Origin of the sequence: Gordonia sp. VNK1 (assembly GCF_040049135.1) — a bacterium.
Classification (GTDB): Bacteria; Actinomycetota; Actinomycetes; order Mycobacteriales; family Mycobacteriaceae; genus Gordonia; species Gordonia oleivorans.
In genome coordinates, this window is sequence record NZ_JBDZDJ010000026.1 from 24,648 (window position 1) to 42,392 (window position 17,745).

General features: G+C 68.6%; 12 protein-coding genes. 4 read left to right on the forward strand and 8 right to left on the reverse strand.

Annotated features, from left to right (window positions below):
- Positions 1-49: 49 nt before the first annotated feature.
- Entirely contained in the window at positions 50-2,989 is a 2,940-nt protein-coding gene (locus tag ABLE94_RS23005) for a vWA domain-containing protein (RefSeq protein WP_348810020.1), read from the reverse strand.
- Positions 2,986-3,495 (reverse strand): hypothetical protein, encoded by a 510-nt coding sequence (locus ABLE94_RS23010; protein ID WP_348806931.1) that lies wholly within the window; start codon positions 3,493-3,495, stop codon positions 2,986-2,988. Before ABLE94_RS23010 ends, ABLE94_RS23005 begins: the two co-directional genes overlap by 4 nt.
- A 489-nt stretch (positions 3,496-3,984) precedes the next feature.
- Here ABLE94_RS23010 and ABLE94_RS23015 point away from each other — a divergent pair, with 489 nt between their 5' ends.
- Positions 3,985-4,521: a Uma2 family endonuclease gene (locus tag ABLE94_RS23015; RefSeq protein ID WP_348810021.1), complete on the forward strand. Its 537-nt coding sequence runs from the start codon at positions 3,985-3,987 to the stop codon at positions 4,519-4,521.
- Positions 4,522-4,588: 67 nt separating this feature from the next.
- On the opposite strand, the gene ABLE94_RS23020 is transcribed toward ABLE94_RS23015, so the two are convergent.
- The gene (locus tag ABLE94_RS23020) at positions 4,589-5,491 is read right to left on the reverse strand and encodes an HNH endonuclease family protein (RefSeq protein WP_348806933.1); all 903 of its coding nucleotides are present in this window, start codon (positions 5,489-5,491) and stop codon (positions 4,589-4,591) included.
- A gap of 89 nt (positions 5,492-5,580) precedes the next feature.
- On the opposite strand from ABLE94_RS23020, the gene ABLE94_RS23025 reads away from it, so the two are divergent.
- From ABLE94_RS23025 to ABLE94_RS23035, 3 genes are all read left to right on the forward strand, one after another.
- Complete coding sequence (locus ABLE94_RS23025) at positions 5,581-6,342, forward strand: hypothetical protein (protein ID WP_348810022.1); 762 nt, start codon at positions 5,581-5,583, stop codon at positions 6,340-6,342.
- A 25-nt stretch (positions 6,343-6,367) separates the two neighbouring features.
- Entirely contained in the window at positions 6,368-6,865 is a 498-nt protein-coding gene (locus ABLE94_RS23030) for an LURP-one-related/scramblase family protein (RefSeq protein ID WP_348806935.1), read from the forward strand.
- Positions 6,866-6,990: 125 nt separating this feature from the next.
- Complete coding sequence (locus ABLE94_RS23035) at positions 6,991-7,335, forward strand: hypothetical protein (RefSeq protein WP_348810023.1); 345 nt, start codon at positions 6,991-6,993, stop codon at positions 7,333-7,335.
- A gap of 2 nt (positions 7,336-7,337) precedes the next feature.
- On the opposite strand, the gene ABLE94_RS23040 is transcribed toward ABLE94_RS23035, so the two are convergent.
- Genes ABLE94_RS23040 through ABLE94_RS23060 form a run of 5 tightly spaced genes read right to left on the reverse strand, consistent with a single transcriptional unit; the run spans position 7,338 to position 17,678 of the window.
- Positions 7,338-9,308, reverse strand: a complete 1,971-nt coding sequence (locus tag ABLE94_RS23040; RefSeq protein ID WP_348810024.1) for an SWIM zinc finger family protein — start codon at positions 9,306-9,308, stop codon at positions 7,338-7,340.
- A complete protein-coding gene (locus ABLE94_RS23045; RefSeq protein ID WP_348806938.1) occupies positions 9,305-10,444 on the reverse strand; it encodes a VWA domain-containing protein in 1,140 nt (379 codons plus the stop codon). Before ABLE94_RS23045 ends, ABLE94_RS23040 begins: the two co-directional genes overlap by 4 nt.
- Complete coding sequence (locus ABLE94_RS23050; protein WP_348810025.1) at positions 10,441-12,858, reverse strand: DUF5682 family protein; 2,418 nt, start codon at positions 12,856-12,858, stop codon at positions 10,441-10,443. The genes ABLE94_RS23045 and ABLE94_RS23050 overlap by 4 nt, the downstream gene beginning before the upstream one ends.
- Positions 12,859-12,870: 12 nt before the next feature.
- Positions 12,871-13,980 (reverse strand): ATP-binding protein, encoded by a 1,110-nt coding sequence (locus tag ABLE94_RS23055; RefSeq protein ID WP_348806940.1) that lies wholly within the window; start codon positions 13,978-13,980, stop codon positions 12,871-12,873.
- Positions 13,977-17,678, reverse strand: a complete 3,702-nt coding sequence (locus tag ABLE94_RS23060) for a DUF4132 domain-containing protein (protein ID WP_348810026.1) — start codon at positions 17,676-17,678, stop codon at positions 13,977-13,979. The genes ABLE94_RS23055 and ABLE94_RS23060 overlap by 4 nt, the downstream gene beginning before the upstream one ends.
- Positions 17,679-17,745: the final 67 nt, after the last annotated feature.

Below are 17,745 nucleotides of genomic sequence, written 5' to 3' on the forward strand. Positions count from 1 at the left end.
TCCTTACCTCGGTGACAAACGGTTCAGGGGACAACGATCAGGGGGATGCTCAGGGTTGGAACGGGTTGCCGGGGCGGCCGGTTCCGGACGGCCCCGGTCCGAACGGACCCGACGGTCCCTGTTGCGGTGGGCCCGCCGAGCCGGGACCGAAGGGATTGTTCGGTGCCGGATGCCCCTGCCCCGGATGTCCCTGCCCCGGATATGCCTGGCCCGGCGGTCGCGGCGCGGCCTGCGTCGGTGGCGCATAACCCGGTCCGGCCTGAGTCGGCGGGGCGTAACCCTGCCCCGGCGGCTGAGCACCGCCCGACGCGCCGAACGGGTTGCCCTGGGTGGGTCCGCCGCCCGGGGGAGCTCCGCCACCACCGAACGGGTTGACGTCGGGACCCGAACTCGGTGGCGGGGCGTCGTCGCCGAGTCGTTCGAGGGCCTTGGCCCGCAGGCGCGGCAGCACCGTCGGCACCGACTCGTTGACCTCACGGACCAGCTGATCGATGCGACTGCGGTCGGCGTCCCCGCCGACGAGCATGACGAGGGTCGCCGACTGCTCCGGACCCCGCGGATCGTGCAGTATGAACCACGAATTGTGGACCGCGAGAGGCAGTCTCGCGTCCGGGGTCTTGCCCCACCACTGGGCGGCCTTGCCCGCGGCGCCGGCCATCCCGGGTGCGGACGCGGTGACGAATCCGGCGCCGAACGGCGACTTGCCGATCCGGGTGCGCAGCACCACGCCCCCGAGGTCGATCCGGCGGGCCGGTCCGTCGAGTCCGGGGACGAGCCGCACGAAGTCGGTGTCGCCGACCGCGAACGGGGCCCCGTTCTCCCGGACCACGGTGGTGCCGTTGAGGCGGATGCGGAACTGCTCGGCGCGCAACGCATGTCCGGGGATCCGCGCGGTGAACCACTTGGCCAGATAGAGCAGCAGCAGCGGGATCAGCGGCCCGAGAATGAGGGCGATGACGAGCGTGACGATGAAGTTGGTGGTGTTCAACGGTTTCTGCAGTGCCACCGTGAAAGGCACCTCCACCGGGAGCGGTTCACCCGAGCCGTCCTTGGGGGCGACCATCACGATCACCGTGCCGTTGGCGGTGCCGTTGACGGCGTTCGGCGCGGTCAGGGTCAGATCCAGGTTGCCGGTCTGGCCCTCGTCGACCTTCACGCACGCGTCCTGCGCGGACGCGTTCGCGCCCACGGTGAGGGTGCCGGCGTCGTCCGGGGTGGCCAGGAACTTCGGCGGCTGGGAGGCATTAAGCCACACGCATCCGGGTCCGGTGATCGACAGTGCCGCGGTGCCGCTGCCGGCCCCGGTGATGGTGCCGAAGTCGACGCGGCCGGCGATGGTCGGGTAGCCGACCGGCGGGCTGATCACCACGGGCAGGTCCACCGTCGACGGCGACAGTTCGGTGCCGGGCACGGTGCGTCCGGTGGAGTCCCGCGCCGACGCGGTGGTGACGGCCAGGGTCATCCGCAGGGTGGCCCGCCCGGGGTCGACACCGTCAAGGTTCAGGCGCTGCGGTGCGGTGATCTTGTCCTTGCCGACGTTGGCCGCGATCGGGATCTCCTTGCCCGATGCGGTGACCAGTGTCGTCGTCAGAGCGGCGGTGCCGGGCAGGCCGGCGGCGTCGACGGGATTGCCGGCGGTGTTCTGGATGGCGAAGGACATCGGGATGTCGGTGTCACCGGAGTGCAGGGTGGTGGTGTCCTCGCCGGTCCACACCGGGCGCAGATCGCCGGTGATGTGGATGCTCGAGCGGGTGCGGGCGGCCTCGTCGCTGTCGGCGAGGAAGACCAGGGCCCACACGCCGGTCCACAGTTGCGCCGACGAGTTCGACATCTGGATCGACACCGACTTGTCGGACGGGAACCGGTAGTCGATCTTCACCCCGCCCTGCGTGACGCTGTTCGGCGACGACGGCTGCATACGGATCTCGCTGCCGTTCGGCGCGATCAGCACCGGCACCAGACCTGACCGGTCGGCGGCGGCGAGGATGCTCACCGAACCGACCGCACTGTCGAGGACGAAGCGGTGTTTTGCCTGTTCACAGACCCGCACCACACACGCGCCGGTCTCCTGGGTGAGCGGTGGCTGGCCGGGCGTGGACAGGTTGTCGAAGGCGAACAGCAGGTCGTCGATGTTGGACGCGGGATAGAAATCACCGGGCACCGGTTCGCGGATGTCACCGCAGGGTCCGGTCGAGGTGGGTTCACCGGTGGCGATCGACTTCAGCAGGTCGAAGTTCGGTTGCTGTCCCTCGTTGGCCGACAGCCCGATCGCGATCGTGACGATGCCTGACGACCGGAGCTGATCGGCGAGGCCGCCGGAGCGGCAGATGCTCTGCTGGGCCGATGCGATCATCGCGGTGCGGTCGGCCTCGGTGTCCAGTGACTGTCCCGGCGCGTAGGGTTTGGTGACGCCGGACCGCGGGGTGAAGTCGAGCTCACCGTCGGTGAACCAGGCGATCATCTGGCAGCCCTGCACGTTCGCGTCGGCGGGCCGCTTCTGCGCGAGGGTCTGCCGGGCGCCGTCGAGGGCGAGCCAGTAGTCGGTGTCCTGCCCGTTGTTCGCGTTGCCCAACTGGTCGATGGCCGAGTTGACGGTGCCGACGGACGAGCCCTGAAGCTTCGTCCAGCCGAGGTAGTTGTGGTAGCTGTCGGAGAATCCGGATACGGCGATGTCGAGGTTGGCGTCGGTCGACGTCGCGAAGTCGGCCAGTTGTTCGGTGAGGTATTTCGCGGCGGTGACGCGGGCGGCCTGCGGGTCGGTCTGCTGCAGACTGCGCGACTCGTCGATGAGCAGCAGCACCTGTCCGGAATGCTGCGCGGCGAGACACGCACCGAAGCGGTTGACGCCGGCGTTGGCGTCGTCGGCGGGTGCCGCATTCGCCATGGACGGCGCGAACATCGAGGTCAGCAGCCAGGCCACCAGCACGACGATCGGGACAGTGCGGAGACGACGGCGGCGGGTGGCCGCGGTCGAGACAGTTGCGTTCACCGGCGACCCATCCAGAATGCGAATCCGAGCGCTCCGACGATGACGCCGGCCGCGACGAGCACCATCACCACGGCGTAGGCGGCGGTGATCCAGCCGGGGCGCAGGTAGATCGGTTCGGCGCGGCGAGCGGTGTCCTTGGCGATGAAGACGGCGACGACGCCGATCGCGACCGGGCCGGCCAACAGCCAGCCGATGCCGGCGATCCAGCTGCCCCAGAACACCGCGCCGACCACGATGCCGACGGCGGCGATCACGCCCGCGACGATCAGCAGAACCGTCGGTGGGCCGGCCGGCGCGGTGGAGGACGGCGTCGACGGGGCGATCGGTGCTCCCCCGGGGAGACCACCACCGCCGGCAGCGGGACCGAAGGGGGACTGACCACCGCTGGTCGGGGCCTGCCCGCCGTAGGGTGACGGGCCGCCGAACGGCGCGGCACCGCGGCCACTGGGGGGCGGCGCGCCCGGACCGCCGGGAGGGGGCCCGAACGGATTGGGGGGAGTCGACACAGCACGAATGCTGTCACACAACACCGACAATGTGCTCAGGCCGCCGCAACTTTTCCTTTGAATGGGCTACCGAGGTTGGTGGCCTGCGGGTATGGCCGGCGACGGGGCAGGGACGACTGAGAGTCGAGCGCCTCGTCAGTCCCCGACGCCACACCCGCGGAGGATGCGTTCGAGCGCATCACGCTCGGCTGCGGTGAGTGGATCGGCGCGCCACCGGGCCGGATCGTGTTCACCGACAGCGTGTTCACCGGCGGCCTCGACAGGGTCGATAGGTGATGGGGCTCAAAGAGCCGCCGCGCGCCGCGACCGGACTCTGGGGGCGTGTCTCCCATTGCCCTTTGCGGGTCTTGGCGGCTCGATTGCCCCCTGGCTGCGTTGTCGTCGGTCACAATAGCTCCGCTATTGCTCCCTCCTCCGCCTTGCCAGAGACCAATCGATTCCGCCAATCCCTCGCAGAAACAATGGGAGACACGCCCTAGAATCGTGGTCATGACCGCTGCCGCGTATCCCCAGCTGATGTCGCTGGAGCAGTGGCGTGGGCTGCCGGAGGCGCCCGAGCAGCGAGTCGAGCTTCAGGAAGGCCTGGCGATCGTTTCTCCGCGTCCCACCCCGGCACATTCCCGCGCCGCGTCTCGAGTGTGGCAGCAGTTGGCCGCGCAGCTTCCTGAAGGCTTCGAAGCGTTGCAAGAGGTCGAGGTGGTTATCGACGCGGCCACGCCGGCGACAGTGAGGATTCCTGATGTGATTGTCCGGCGTACCGATGCCGATGACTCGATGATCACTGGTGATCAGGTGGTGTTGGCCGTTGAGGTCGTCTCGCCGGGCTCGCGGCGCACCGATCACGTGATGAAGCGCAGTGAGTATGCCGACGCTGGTATCGCCCACTACTGGATCATCGACCTTGATGCCCCGATCACCTTCACCGTTCTGAGGTTGGGGCCCGAGGGATATGTCGGTGACCAGGCCAGCGGCGAGGTGACGGTGCGATCACCATTCCCGATGACGGTCGTTCTTGACGCCGGGTAGGCCCCGAGGCCGGTGGGCAGGATGCCAGGGTGAGTCCACGGACGAGGAAGTGGGAGTCGCCGCCTCGTCAGTCCCCGACGCCGCACCCGCGGAGGATGCGTTCCAGCGCATCACGTTCGGCGGCGGTCACCCATAGGTCGTAGGCGGCCTTGACCTCGATCTGCCGCGCGGCGTACGTGCATCGGTAGGCGGTGTCGGGCGGTAGCCAGGTCGCGGCGTCGCCGGCACTTTTCTGTTGGTTGACCCGGCCGATGGTGGCCTGCAGGTTCCGCGGGTCGTTCGCGAAGTCGGCCCGGCGTTCGGGGGTCAGCTGCTGGGCGCCCTTCTGCCACGCGTCGGCGAGCGCGACGACGTGGTCGATCTGCACCTCCGACGACGTCGTGGTGCCCCGGATGAATGGGACGGACGTACCGGTATACGGGTCGTGCAGGGTTCCCGACGCGACGACGCATCCGTTCGTGCCGGGTTTGAGGACGACGTCGTCGAGGTCGCGGCGCAGGATGTCGTTTCGGGTGTCGCATCCGTTGTGTCCGTCGTCGACGTTGACGTCGTCGGTCCAGGACTGTCCGAACTGCTCGCGGCTGTAGCCGGTCTTGGGCGCTCGGCCCTTCACCGGCAGTGTCTGCAGTTGGGTCCAGGCGGTGACGAGTTGCGGCGAGGCCGTACGCGACAGCGGAGCGGACGACGGAGGCGTGGACGACTCGGGCTGTGGAGACGACCCGGACTGTGCAGAACTCGTCGTCGACGGCGTCGTGGCCGCACCGCTGGCCGAGGGATTCGCGGCGGTCTCCGAGTCCGGCGTGCCCGAGGTTCCGACGAGCACGACCGCGAGAACGATGATCGCGACCAGCACGAATGCAGCGCCGCCGGCAAGCCACGGCCAGATCGGCGATCGCCGCGGACTGCCGCCGGCGGCATCGGGCGGCGGAATCGGGATTTGTGGTGGCGGTGGGCGGAACGGGTCGGTCATCGTCGCCGATTGTGCCCGACGTCGCCGACGTACCGGTGCCCGGATTCGCCGCGCCCGAATTGTCGGTGTCGGGTTCTATGGTCTCGGTCATGGGGATCAGATCGCAGGACAAGAAGGCACGGCGTGATCGGCGCAAGGCCAAGCGCCGGGGAAAGGTCGGGGGCAAGAGCGGGACCGCGCGGTCGGATCGGCGGGTCGTCCCGGTCGTGTCCATGGCGGAGTCGCCGGGTGTCGCCTCGACCGGTGAGATGGCCGGTCGTGGCATCGAGATATCCGATGTGGATGACTGCTACGACGATGACGGCGGGCTGTTCGACGATGACGATGACCTGTTTGACGATGACGACGGTTACGACGACGAACTGACCCTGACACTCGGCATCGAACTCCTCTGGCCGGACGGGTCGCCACGTCAGTGGCGCCGGTTGGAGGTTCCGGACTGGATGCGACTCACCGGTCTGGCAGCTGTCATCCAGGCCCTGTTCGGTCGCCCTGCGATCGGCGAGTACGAGTTCATCGACGGGGACGGCCAGTTCCTTACGCCGCTCGACTCCGCACCGGACGGCCTGATCGGCCTCGCGCAACGAGGCGGCTTCGCTGCCGATCTGATGAGCGTCAGCATGATGCGTAGTGTCGGCGATGCCGTCATCGCCTACACCCATCGCTACGACGGCGAGGTGGAGCGGTACCGCGTGGTTCTCGAGACCGTGTGGGGTGAGCGGTCGTCGTACGTGCCGATGCTGCTGATCGATGGTGGTCCCGATGCGCTCGACATCGACGGCGTCAATGATCGTCTGATCGAGCTGTATCTGAATGACGAGCGGGGGTGGGGGACGCCAGGCGTTCCCTAAGGTGGGTCAGGACTCCCGGGAGGCAATGATGTCCACACTCTTCATCAAACAGAAAATCTTCTCGGTGGGCGGCAAGTTCACCGTGTTCGACGAGAGGCAGCAGCCCCGCTACTTCGTCGAGGGCAGCTTCATGAAGATTCCGAAGACCTTCGCGGTCACCGACGTCGCCGGCGCGCCGGTGGCCGACATCACCAAGACGGTGTTCAGCTTCCTGCCGCGGTTCACCGTCGAGATGGGCGGCATGGTGGTCGCGACCATCCGTAAGGAGTTCAGCTTCTTCAAGCCCCGCTACTCCATCGACGGCGCCGAACTGCAGGTATCCGGCGACTGGTGGGACATGGACTTCACGGTGCAGCGCGGCGGGCAACAGGTGGCACGCATCCACCGCAAACTCCTGTCGTGGGCCGACACCTATGAAGTCGACGTCTTCGACGATGCCCTCGAGCCGATGATCATCTCGTTGGTCATCGCCATCGATCGGGTGCGTGCCGATGAGAGCGCTGCGAGTTCGGCGAGTACGTAAAGGGGGCTCCGAGATGGGGGTCGACGGTGGTTCATTTCTTGCGCTGCAGAGGGCGCAGGTTGCGTTCGGGCGCATGGCGGCGGCAGAGATTCCCGAGGGTGCCTCTTTCCTGATCGTCTGGGTGAGTGAGTTTGGTGGCACTCCAGGAGATCCATGCCCGAGTCGACTGGGGCAATGGGCGTTCGGAGAACATCGCCCCCAGTGGCGGTTTCGACGATGACACCCTCACCGCGATGCGTGACGCGATGTATCAGCCGGGGCTGGGGACGTGGTTCTCCGCGGTACTGCGGGTCGATCCGTCCGGAGGTATCGACGGGGAATTCAACTACGACGATGAGCCACAGTGGGCAGCTCCGGTTGATCCGATCGCGTACGTGACGGATGCGAAGAAGTATCCGCGCGATGTGAAGCTTCAGCCGGAGTGGTTGCAGGCGAAGCTGGCTGACGGGCATGGGCGTCGCCACGACTGACGTCATGTCGTCCGCGATCGCAGCACCTGCAACAGCACCGCATACGACCGCAGCAGCCGCTCCTCCCCGCCGACACCGTCCACCTCATCGGATTGCTTCACGTGAAACACGCCGAAACCGGCTCGGTCGAGTCGCTGATGCCAGACGTCGAGATCGTCGAGTTCGCGAGCGCCCCGGCCGCCGGTCCCGCGTTCCATGGTGCCGATGAGCCGGCCCGCGAACGTGTCGAGCAGCGCCGTTGTCGCGGTGCGAGGCGCCGGCCGCGTGGTCGGTGCCGCCGGAAGCGCTTCACCCGACGGGTCTGTCGACGCCGGGTCGAAGTGGAGCGCGTCAACCGGATTCGTGCGAGTGGCGTCGGCATCGATGACGCTCACCGGCATCACCGTCGACGTCGAGTCCGCGCCGGCACCCACCGCATTTCTCCGCCCGACGATCAATCCGCCTGCCGGCAATCGGGTATCGGTATCCAACCGGGCGACGGCATGGCCGGTGACCTCGTCGTAGGTCAGACGCAGATCCAGCGAGCGGTCGGCTGTGTCGAACACGGGACGCGTGAGCACCTGACCGATCGGGTCGAAGCGTCCGATCCCCGTGGCACTCGGCGAGAGCACCACCCAGTCGCCATGCGGTTCCGGCGGGTCGAGCAGTGCGCGTCCGCGCCCGGAGCCGGCCACCGCGGTCCACTCGTCGATGACCGGCAGCGATGCCACGATGTCGCGGTGATCCAGCGTCGTCACCACGGCATGCGACTCCGCCGACCGTGACAGTCGTCCCTGCTCGTTGATCTTGGCCTCCGACAACAGGACCCGCGCCCCGGTCGCCGCGGACACCGACGACAGGCCCGTCCACACCGGATCGTGACGCCGATACTGCGCGCGCGGGTCGAACGTGTCGATGGTGGCGGGGCGGGTGTCGGTGTAGGTGAGGAAGGCCGATCGGGTGACGCACCAGAACACCGCGGTCAGTCCGAGATAGCCGGAGTCCGCACGCCACGGATACGCGCCGAGCCCGATCAGTTCCAGCGTCCCGACCTCGCGGTACCCGGTGCGGCCGCTACCGAGCAGGCGTTCCGGCGGCGACGGTGCGGCCGCCAGTGCCGACACCAGCGTCAGACACCACGCCAATTCCGCGAACAGCGATTCGTCGCCGGCCCGCGCGGTGCGGTCGAGGATGGCGCGGCCCCCCGCCGCGAGCCTGCGCAGCGATGCCGCCAGCCGGAAGTGATCCTGGGTCTGCGCGGTGATGGCCGCGGCGTCACAGCGCTCAACGGTGGCCGCCGACATGTGCGCGGTCCCGGCGGAAACGATGTCGCACAAGAGCCGGCGCACCCGGTCATACATCTGCCGATGCTCCGCGGCGCGACGACATTCGGCGGGTGTCGGCTCCAGCGGACCCGGATCACCCACCGACACACCCACCGACCGCTGATAACTGAGGACCGCGCACACCTGCCACCGCGGCAGATCGTCGACCGGCGGTTCGGCGGTCATCGCGGTCAGCTCACCACCCGGAAACCGCAGGATCACACCCGGCAATGTCAGCTGCATCGACCCATCGTCGAGCGTGATCACGTGGTCGGCATCGAGGGTGACCACGTGATCACGGGCCCACCGATAACCGGCACGGCCCGCATGCCGCAGCAGGTACTCCCGGTCGAACGCCGCCAATTCCGTTGCCACACCAGCACTGTCGGGCGTGTCCGGTTCCAGCGCGGCCAACCACAATCCGGCGGCGATGATGTGGCGGCACACCCCGGTGGACGGGCAATCGCACACCGCGGTCGCCGGACCACCGGCATCGAGCGTCACCCGCACGGCGTCGAGCGCCACGGTGAGCGCGTCATCGGTCTCGTCGACGATCTCCGGGTGGAGGGTGGCGAGGTCCTTGCGGGCGCGGCGCAGCAGGCCCGCATTCGCGACGGAAGTCCACATGGCGTCATCGATGCGGCGGTAGATGCCGATCAGCTGGTTCACGACGTGGCCGCCAGCAGCCAGTCGGCCAACCGCCGCGGGGTCAGCGCCGCGATGTGCATGCCGTGTTCGGCGAGCCGCGCCGCGATCGCCCGGTCATAGAACGGCGTGGTGGCGTCGGCCCCGGCCAACGAGGCGAGCCCGAGCAGGCGCACCCCGTCGCCGGCCAGGCCCGCGGTCACCCGGTAGAGCTCCGTGGGCGAACCGCCCTCGCAGAAGTCGGTGACGAGCACCAGCACGGTGCGGTGCGGGTTGGTGACAAGGGTCCGGCAATACCGCAGTGCCGCACCGATATCGGTGCCACCGCCGAGTTGTACCGACATCAGGGTGGTGATCGGGTCGTCGACGTGATCGCTGAGATCGACCACCGAGGTGTCGAAGACGACGAGCCGCAGCCGCAGGGTCGGCAGTCCGGCGAGGATCGCGGTCATCACCGCGCTGTGGATCATCGACTCGGCCATGCTGCCGCTCTGATCGACGCACACGATGACATCCCACGGGACCTGCTTGCTCTTGCGGTCGAAGAACAGTAGCTCCTCGACCACCAGCCGGCGCGACGTCGGATCGTAATGCGCCAAGTTGCGTCGCACCGTCCCGGCGATGTCGAAGTTGGCGGCCACCGGCAGCGGCGAATGCCCGAAGGACCGCTGCGTACCGGCGAGGACTCGACGGATCTCCGGCTCCAGGCGCCGGCGGATGTCGGCGACGACCTCCGCGACGATCCGCCGCAGCTGCGAATCGACCGCGGAGGGAAGCGAACGACGCAGCACCAGAAGCAGTTTCAGGAGATCTGTACTCGCCGGCAGTGACTCCATCACCACCGGGTCGGCGAGAATGCCGGTGAGCCCGAAACGCTCGAGGGCGTGCTCGACGATCACCTCGGAGACCTCGGTTCCGAACAGATCGCGGACCTCGCCGAGCCATTCGACCAGGCGAGGGTCCGACGGGTCGCCGTTACCAGGGCCGATGGCGCCGTCGGTGCCGTCGTCGAGCCGAACCCCTCGACCGCGATACGCCCGGCTGTAGAGCTCGTCGAGCGCGGCCGCCCGCCGCGCCGCGACCGACCCTTCGGTGGCCGAGTCGAGTTGTTCCTCGGCATATCGGCCGAGTATCAGCCGCCACCGATCGAGTTCGTTCATCGTGGCGCTCCCGGATGACCGACCCACTCGCCGAGACCATCGGCGATCAGCAGATCCGCGGCGAGCCGCGAGGCCGCCACGTTCGCCGCCACCTCCGCGGCGCCGAACTCGCCCCGGTCGAGCGGCCCCAGGTCGGCGACGCCGAGACGTCGTGCGACCACCCGCGCCACCTGATCGGTCTCCCGGGGCGTCAGCTCGGCGAACGCCAACCGCAGGGCGGGAAGTCTGGCGATGAACTCCTCATCCGGCCATGAGGTGACGACGTCGCCGAGCACATCGACGAGTTCCGGTTCCTGCCAGAGTGTTTCGCGAGCCGTGCTGAGCAGTCCGGCGACGAACGCCACCGCGGCATCCGGGGCGAGCGTGCCCGCCAGCGTTCCGCGGAGCACTCCGGCCACCGCCGGACCATCCAATAGATCTGCCCCGTAACACAATCCGACCGCACCGCCCCGGATGTGGGCATCGTTGTGCACCTCGGCGAGGGTGGCGATCACCTCGGTGAACAATCCGGCAGCCGCGGCGTCATCTGCGTCGGGTTCGGCGACCAGTTCACGCAGCGCGACCAGTGCCGCGACGACGTCGGTCGCGGGTTCGGCGGGGATCAGCCGCCCCAGGTAGAGGGCGCGCCGGATGGCGGTCTGCAGCAGCTCGCCGAGGCCATCGAGGTTCTCGGCGCCGAGCGGTTCGCGGGCCTGCCGCAGCAGAGCCAGGCTGGTGGCCGCGGCGATCACTCCACAGAACGAGGGATCGGCGCCGAGGTCGTCGGCGACCACGATGAGCACGCGCTGCGCCCGGTCGACGAGGCCGAGCCGGCACGCCCGCATCAGGAACCCGGCGCTCGTCGCCGAATCATGATGCCGCCCGGCCGCAGTGAGGTCGACGAGGTGCGCATCGAAGCAGGCGGCGACCGCGTCGGGGAGGGTACTGCCGAAACGCGACGCCTCCACCAGCGCGGCCTCGGTACCCGGCGACCACCGATAGCGCCACTGCTCGGTGATCAGGTGCAGGTCGGTGCCGGCGACGAAGTCCGGTCCACCGATCCACGTCGCGAACGGCACGTCGAGTTCGGTGAGTCCGTGTAGGAGTCGGCTGGCGACGCGGTGCGACGGTGTGCGATACACCGACAGCGACACCGTCGACGCGCCGGGCTGATCGACGGCCAGACGCGCACGACGCAGGCGGTCGAGGGTGTCGGCGACCAACGGCGGTGCCGCCACCCCGGGTGGAAGGGCGCCGATCCGATTGCCGGACAATGCCTGTCGGGCGGCGTCGAGGATCACCGATCCCTCGACGTCGACGTGACCCTTGATCAGGGTGGCACGCACCGCATCCAGCAGGTCCGAGCGCAACGGCCCGGCATGATCCCGCAGCGATGCCAGCCCGAGGGTGTGGGTGTAGGCGTCGGTCACCGACGGCTGAGCGGGGCGCCGACCGAGGCGGTCGAGTTCGTCGGCGATGTCGAGCAGTGCGGCCCGGGCGGAGGAGGCCCGCGGGTCGGCGGGCGGTGCCGCCGCGGCCAGCTGATCCCAGACGCGTTGGTGCCAGGCCGGGGCTGTCATCCCGGCGGCGTACCCGTTGATGCGGTCGACGCGGTCGAAGGAGAATCGGACCAGCGCCGCCTGCGCGGCCGGTGCAGTGATCGACGGCCGCGGAGGCGGGTCGGCGAGCAGATCCGGAAGCGCCACCGCATGAAATCCGCCGACCACCACCAGCACCGGACCGCTCCCGGAGAACTCGGAGATCGCCTGCCGCACATGCCAGGTCATCTCGGCTTCGCGTGCGGCGGTACCGTCGGCGCGCAACTGGTCGGGGGTGGCGTCGGCGCGGGCGAGGAGGCAGTACGCGGTGAGCCGCGAGAGGTGATCGGTGAGGCTCGTGGTGTGCGCATCGCTCTCGAAGAGGTTCTCCCACAGGTCTTCCTCGTCGACGCAGCCGAGGTCGGTGGTGAGTCGGGCCAATCCGTCGCTGAGCCGGAAGTGGTGTTCGTCGAGGAGGATCACCTCCTCGCCGGCTCGATTGACGGCGTGTTGCTCCCCGAGTTCGAGGTCGATGAACCGTACCGGGATGTCGCGCCGCGTCGCCTCACGCAGTGCGACCAGTTCGGGGGAGAAGTCGCAGAACGGGTAGTAGGCGCCCAGACGGGGTGCCTCGGGTGCGCGGCCCGTCGGGTCGAGGTAGGTGTACACCGCGAGGGGTGCGTGTGCCTGCGTGCTGGTCAGTGCGGGAATCAGGGGGGTGAAGCTGCGTGGGCCCTCCACCAGAACGGCTGCGGGACCGAGGGTTTCGATGGCACGACGCACCTGTAGCGCACAGGCGGGTGAGTGGTGCCGGACCGGCAGGATCACCACCTCGGGGCTGAGCAATCGTGCCGCGATGTGGTGAACCGCGGCCGCGTCGACGGATGTCGGTGGCATGTCCGGAGGCCGTCAGCGCCGGAACTCTCGGTGCGCGGCCAGCGCCGCCGACCACGTCTTCTGCTTCTTCGCCCGGCCACGAACCACGACGTCGAAGTACTGATCGAGTTTCGAGGCGTCGTCGGCATTGTCCTTGAGGACGGTGCCGATGAGTTGCCGTGCGACATGCTCGCCGCCCACGGTGCCGTCCCCGAAATAGTGGGCGTCGAGTGCCGCCGAATAGCCGACCGCGACCGCCTCGGCCGCCGACATCACCGCGGCGGGTTTCTCGACGGCCACCCCGTCGGCGGTCCGGCCGGATCGGAGATCGTCGAACACCTCCACCAGCAGACCCACCACGTCGGGGACCAGCCGGGTGTCGACGCCGGCCGCGTCAAGGAGCCCGGCGGTCTGGGCGGTGATGAGTTGCGCCGCCACCTCGCGGTCCCGGATGGGTTGCACCGTCTCGAAATTGAACCGCCGTTTGAGTGCACTGGACATCTCGTGCACGCCGCGGTCACGCAGGTTGGCGGTGGCGATCACGTTGAAGCCCTGCTGCGCCAGCAGGTGCCCGTCGTCGTTGTCGAGCTCGGGAACGTGAATGACCTTCTCGGACAACACGCCGATCAGCGAGTCGGAGATCTCCGGCTGCACCCGCGTGACCTCCTCGAAGCGGCACATCGCCCCGGACGCCATCGCACTGTAGAGGGGCCCGGGCACCAATGCCTGTCGCGACGGCCCTTCGGCGAGCAGGAGCGCGTAGTTCCAGGAGTACAGCATCTTGTCTTCGGTGGTCCCGGTGCTGCCCTGCACCACCAGCCCCGACGTCCCGCTGATCGCCGCCGACAACAGTTCCGACAGCATCGATTTCGCCGTTCCGGGCTCACCGACCAGTAGCAGCGCCCGATTGCTCATCAGGGTCACGATGCATCGTTCGACGAGGGCGTTGTCGCCGAGGAACTTCGGCGCGATGTCCAGTCGGGGGTTGCCGATGATGAAGTCCCGCACGGCCTTCGGTGACAGTGTCCATCCGGCGGGTCGGGGATGGGCGTCGTTCTCGGCGAGCCGGGCGAGTTGATCGGCGTAGATCTCCTCGGCCGGTGCCCGTACCACCGATCCGGTGCCCTGCGGCGATGTGCTCATGCGTAGTTCACCTTCGTTCGCCAGTTCGGGTCGTAACCCGGCCCCGCCGCGGCGGTCGCGGCGAGATCACGATGGCCGGCGCCGAGCAGCAGGACCGGCACGTCGCGCAGCGGGACCGGGGAACCATCCTCGACACTGCGGTAGGACATCTCGGTGAGCGCGACGGTGGTGTTCTCCTCGGGGAGCTGGCTTCCGGAGAACCCCAGCACCGCAACAAGTCCCAGTGACGGATAGGTCTTGACGTAGTCGAAGAAGACGCCGCCGTCACCGGTCTCGCCGCGGGTGTAGCCGAGCTTGCGGGCCATCGACCGCAGGGTGAAGGCCTCCAACAGGTGCCCCTCGAACGCGGTCAGCGTCTGCGCCGAATCGTGATCGGCGGCGGGCTCGTAGCGTTCGCCGAGCTGATCGAACAGCGGCGTCACCTCGTAGTCGGACAGGTGCGTGCGCCATGCTTCGGTGAGCGCACCGTCGAGGAGTCCCGGGCGCACCACCGTGACGTGCGACTCCGGGTCCAGTGTCACCTCGTCGTCGTCCGAGTCGGTGAGCGTCCCGTCGTCGAGTGGGCGGAAGGTCCGCCGGAGGGTTCCGTCGGCGGTGAGTTCGGCCCACACCAGCCGTCGGCACAGGATGGCGACGATGGGATGCCGATGCAGGTAGCGTTCCCAATCGTCCACCGGCCAGGACCGCTCGGCGTATATCGCCTCCTCGAGACGGGCAACCTGTTGGGGAACAAGGGTCTTGACCGCCTTGCGGGCCCCGCTCAGGAGACGTTTGGCCTCCGCGACCCGGGCATCGTCGTCGGTGACGCGGGGAGCGGGAAGTGCCTTGACCGGTTTGCCGTCCGGGCCGGAGAGGTAGAGCTTGAGGTCGTCGCCGATGCGGGCCGTGAACTGCCGGGGGCCGTAGTCGAGCACCAGCGTGCCGTCGGCGCCGAATCCCGCGTCGGGTACCGTCCGATCCGCCAACTCCGCGCGGGTCCAGCCACGCCGGGCTGCCAGTGCGTCGACCTGTTTGCGGGCCTCGTCCTGAATTCCCTTGGTACGGAACTTGGTCGATATGGACAGCACGAGCTGAATGGCGTTGGGTTGGTCGATCCACGCCAGCATGCCCAGCAGTGATCGGCACTGCGACGCGGCGTACCCGTAGCGTCCGCGGATCTCCTGTTCGGCGATCGGTGCGGCGTTCGCCCGGCAGGTGGCCGCGCAAATAGCGAGCAGCCCTTTGCATTTGACCGCCGAGACGGACTGCCCGCCGAAGCCGCCCTGATGGTCGACGTCGATCCAGACGTTCAGCAGGTGATCACCGAACCGCTCCGCACCGTCGGCATCGAACAATGCGCAGTAGTAGCGGATCGCCACCGTGGGTTCGGGCGACTTGAGCTTGGCCGCGGAACCCAGCAGCCACTGCAGGATCGAGATGTCGACCACCTCGTCGGTGCCCGACCACCGCACCGGTGGCAGTGTGTCCCAGTCGATCCACGCGATCAGCGGCGCCGGTCCCTTGCGCATCCCCGTGGCGGCGGCCGCGGTGAGGGTGTCCCGGTTCAGATAGGTCGATGGCGGATTCCCGAGTGCGGCAAGGGCATCGAGCTGAGCCTGGGACACCCGCTCGGTCTTCTCCGCGTGATACGCCGACTCCAGCTCGGCGATGTCGTCGCGCGTCCCGCTACGGCCGAGCCAGGCGGCGGCGATGGCGCGGGTGTCGGCGTCACTTGCCCGCAGCGCGGTGTTGAGGCGGGCCGTGCGCTGCGGGTCGTCGGCCAAGGTGTCTTGGGCCAGTTCACGATTGCGGGAGCTGGTGCCGAGCGCCACCCGATACATCGTGTCGGCCACATCGGCGGGCAGCGCCGGCAGAGTGGCCAGTGCGAGGTAGGGCTTGCGGTCGTTGGTGTAGTAACTCGGCGGGTCGTTGAGCAACCCGGCGAAGCGTGACAGATTGGACTCGACGAAATCGGTCAGCGCCGCATCGGGAAGGCCGCGCGCGAAGCCCGAGTACGCCTCGAAGACGAGGTCGTTCCCGGCCAGGCCCAACTGATCGAGAAGCTCGCGTATCCGGGTCAGGGTGAGGCCGGGTTGGTCTCCGCCCCACGACCGCTGGGCGATGGCGCGCAGCGCGTCGACCGACTCCCAGGTCAGTGTCCGCTCGCCGGCGGGGTACCGCAGAGAGTCGACGAACGACAGCACGGTCAGCATCGCCTCGGCGGTGAGATCGGCTGTCCCACCGAGCTTCACGATGGCTCGCGTGTCGGGCATGCCCAGCCCCCACGGTGCTCGCTGCTCCCGGATGTCGCGCGGTGTGTCCTTCGGCGACGGCGGGCCCGCCGTGGTGAGCGTCGCGATGAGGGCTCGGAGGTTGTTGTCGCTGAACTGCCGGTATTGTGACGCGACGGCCCGGGTCTTCGGGTACTCGCTGGCCTCGTACTCGCGGATCTTCGCGTCGACCTCGACGTTGATGTCGGATTGGAACTTCAGCAGTGCGGTGCGCAGTGCCGGCGTCATCTCGATCTGCCACGCCCCGGGTGTGCCGGTTCGCGGCCCGGGTGCCGACGCGGTCGACCCCGGCGACGGACCGGCGGCCGGCAGATCCGCCCATTCCCGGGCCAGGGCCTTCGCCGCCGCCGACGTTGCGGTGGCAACGAAATCCATTGCCCACGAACGCGTATCCTGCGGCGATTCGACACTCCGGGACCCCAGTTTCCACAGGGCGCGCAGCGCGCGGAGCTGCTGGCCACCCGCGCCCTCGACGGCGCGGTCCTGCAGTGCGGCAGTCAGTTCCGCCGGCGGGCACCGCCCGGCCAACTTCTCGGCGGCGAGGGCGAGGGTGGTACTGGTGCCGGTCAGGAACTCCGCAATGGCCGGCGCGAACGGACGTAGGCCGTCGTCGTCGAGGGCCTCGAGGAGTTCGATGATGGTGGGTCCGCCCTTGCCCGGATGCAGTGCCAGAGCGGACAATTCGCTTGCATGAGCGGCGACCGATGGCCGGTAGTCACTCATCGCGCACACGATGGATCGGGCCCCGGAGAACAGGCCCGCGTATGCGCGGGAGATCGGCCCTATGGTGAAGCTGCCGAAGGTGTTTCCCTGCGGCGGGGTCAGCGGGCTGTAGGAGAACATCGCGGCCAGCAGTTCCCCGCGACGTCCACCGCCGGCGAGGATGATCGCCTCGATTCCGGCGTAGGTGCAGGGGAGTGGCTCGCGATCCTGCAGCGCGCCCCACCGGAAGCACTTGCCGATGTCGTCGACCAGCAGTTCGGCCCAGTCGCCACCGGCGATCGGCGCCAGGGTCAGCCCCCAGTGCCCGAACGCGGTGAGCACGTGCGCCCAGCGCAGCCCGACCTCCGGCGGTACCGAGTCGAGGAGTCGGTACATCGTGCGTCGGGGCTCGCGTTGAGACGGCTTCCAGTCGGACGACCAGCCCCCACGGTGGGCGGCTCGGATGGCCGCGATGACCCCGAGGTCGTCCCCGTCGATGACGTAGCGGGCGACGCGATCGGGCAGCGACGCATCACGGGTGCTGACGCCATTGGCCGCGATCGCCGCCCGGGCGGCGTCGGCGAACTCGGTGACCGCCTTGTCCGCCCGCGACCGACCCCAGCGCATCGCCACGACCGCACTCCTCCCGAACGCATCAGAACCCGAGCCCATCAGAAACAGTGCGAGCCTACCGACGCCCACCGACATCCGGGCCGGCCACGTCATCTGCCCAAACGGTTACGTGCCGGCCGCGATCAATGGAGCGCCCGATCTCGCGCCTGCGTCTGGCGCC

Bases quoted from the DNA above. Each gene is read 5' to 3' on its own strand.
- ABLE94_RS23055 (WP_348806940.1), bottom strand. From the start codon at position 13,980: ATGAGCACATCGCCGCAGGGCACCGGATCGGTGGTACGGGCACCGGCC.
- ABLE94_RS23020 (WP_348806933.1), bottom strand. From the start codon at position 5,491: ATGACCGACCCGTTCCGCCCACCGCCACCACAAATCCCGATTCCGCCG.
- ABLE94_RS23025 (WP_348810022.1), top strand. From the start codon at position 5,581: ATGGGGATCAGATCGCAGGACAAGAAGGCACGGCGTGATCGGCGCAAG.
- ABLE94_RS23030 (WP_348806935.1), top strand. From the start codon at position 6,368: ATGATGTCCACACTCTTCATCAAACAGAAAATCTTCTCGGTGGGCGGC.
- ABLE94_RS23015 (WP_348810021.1), top strand. From the start codon at position 3,985: ATGACCGCTGCCGCGTATCCCCAGCTGATGTCGCTGGAGCAGTGGCGT.
- ABLE94_RS23050 (WP_348810025.1), bottom strand. From the start codon at position 12,858: ATGCCACCGACATCCGTCGACGCGGCCGCGGTTCACCACATCGCGGCA.
- ABLE94_RS23060 (WP_348810026.1), bottom strand. From the start codon at position 17,678: ATGACGTGGCCGGCCCGGATGTCGGTGGGCGTCGGTAGGCTCGCACTG.
- ABLE94_RS23045 (WP_348806938.1), bottom strand. From the start codon at position 10,444: ATGAACGAACTCGATCGGTGGCGGCTGATACTCGGCCGATATGCCGAG.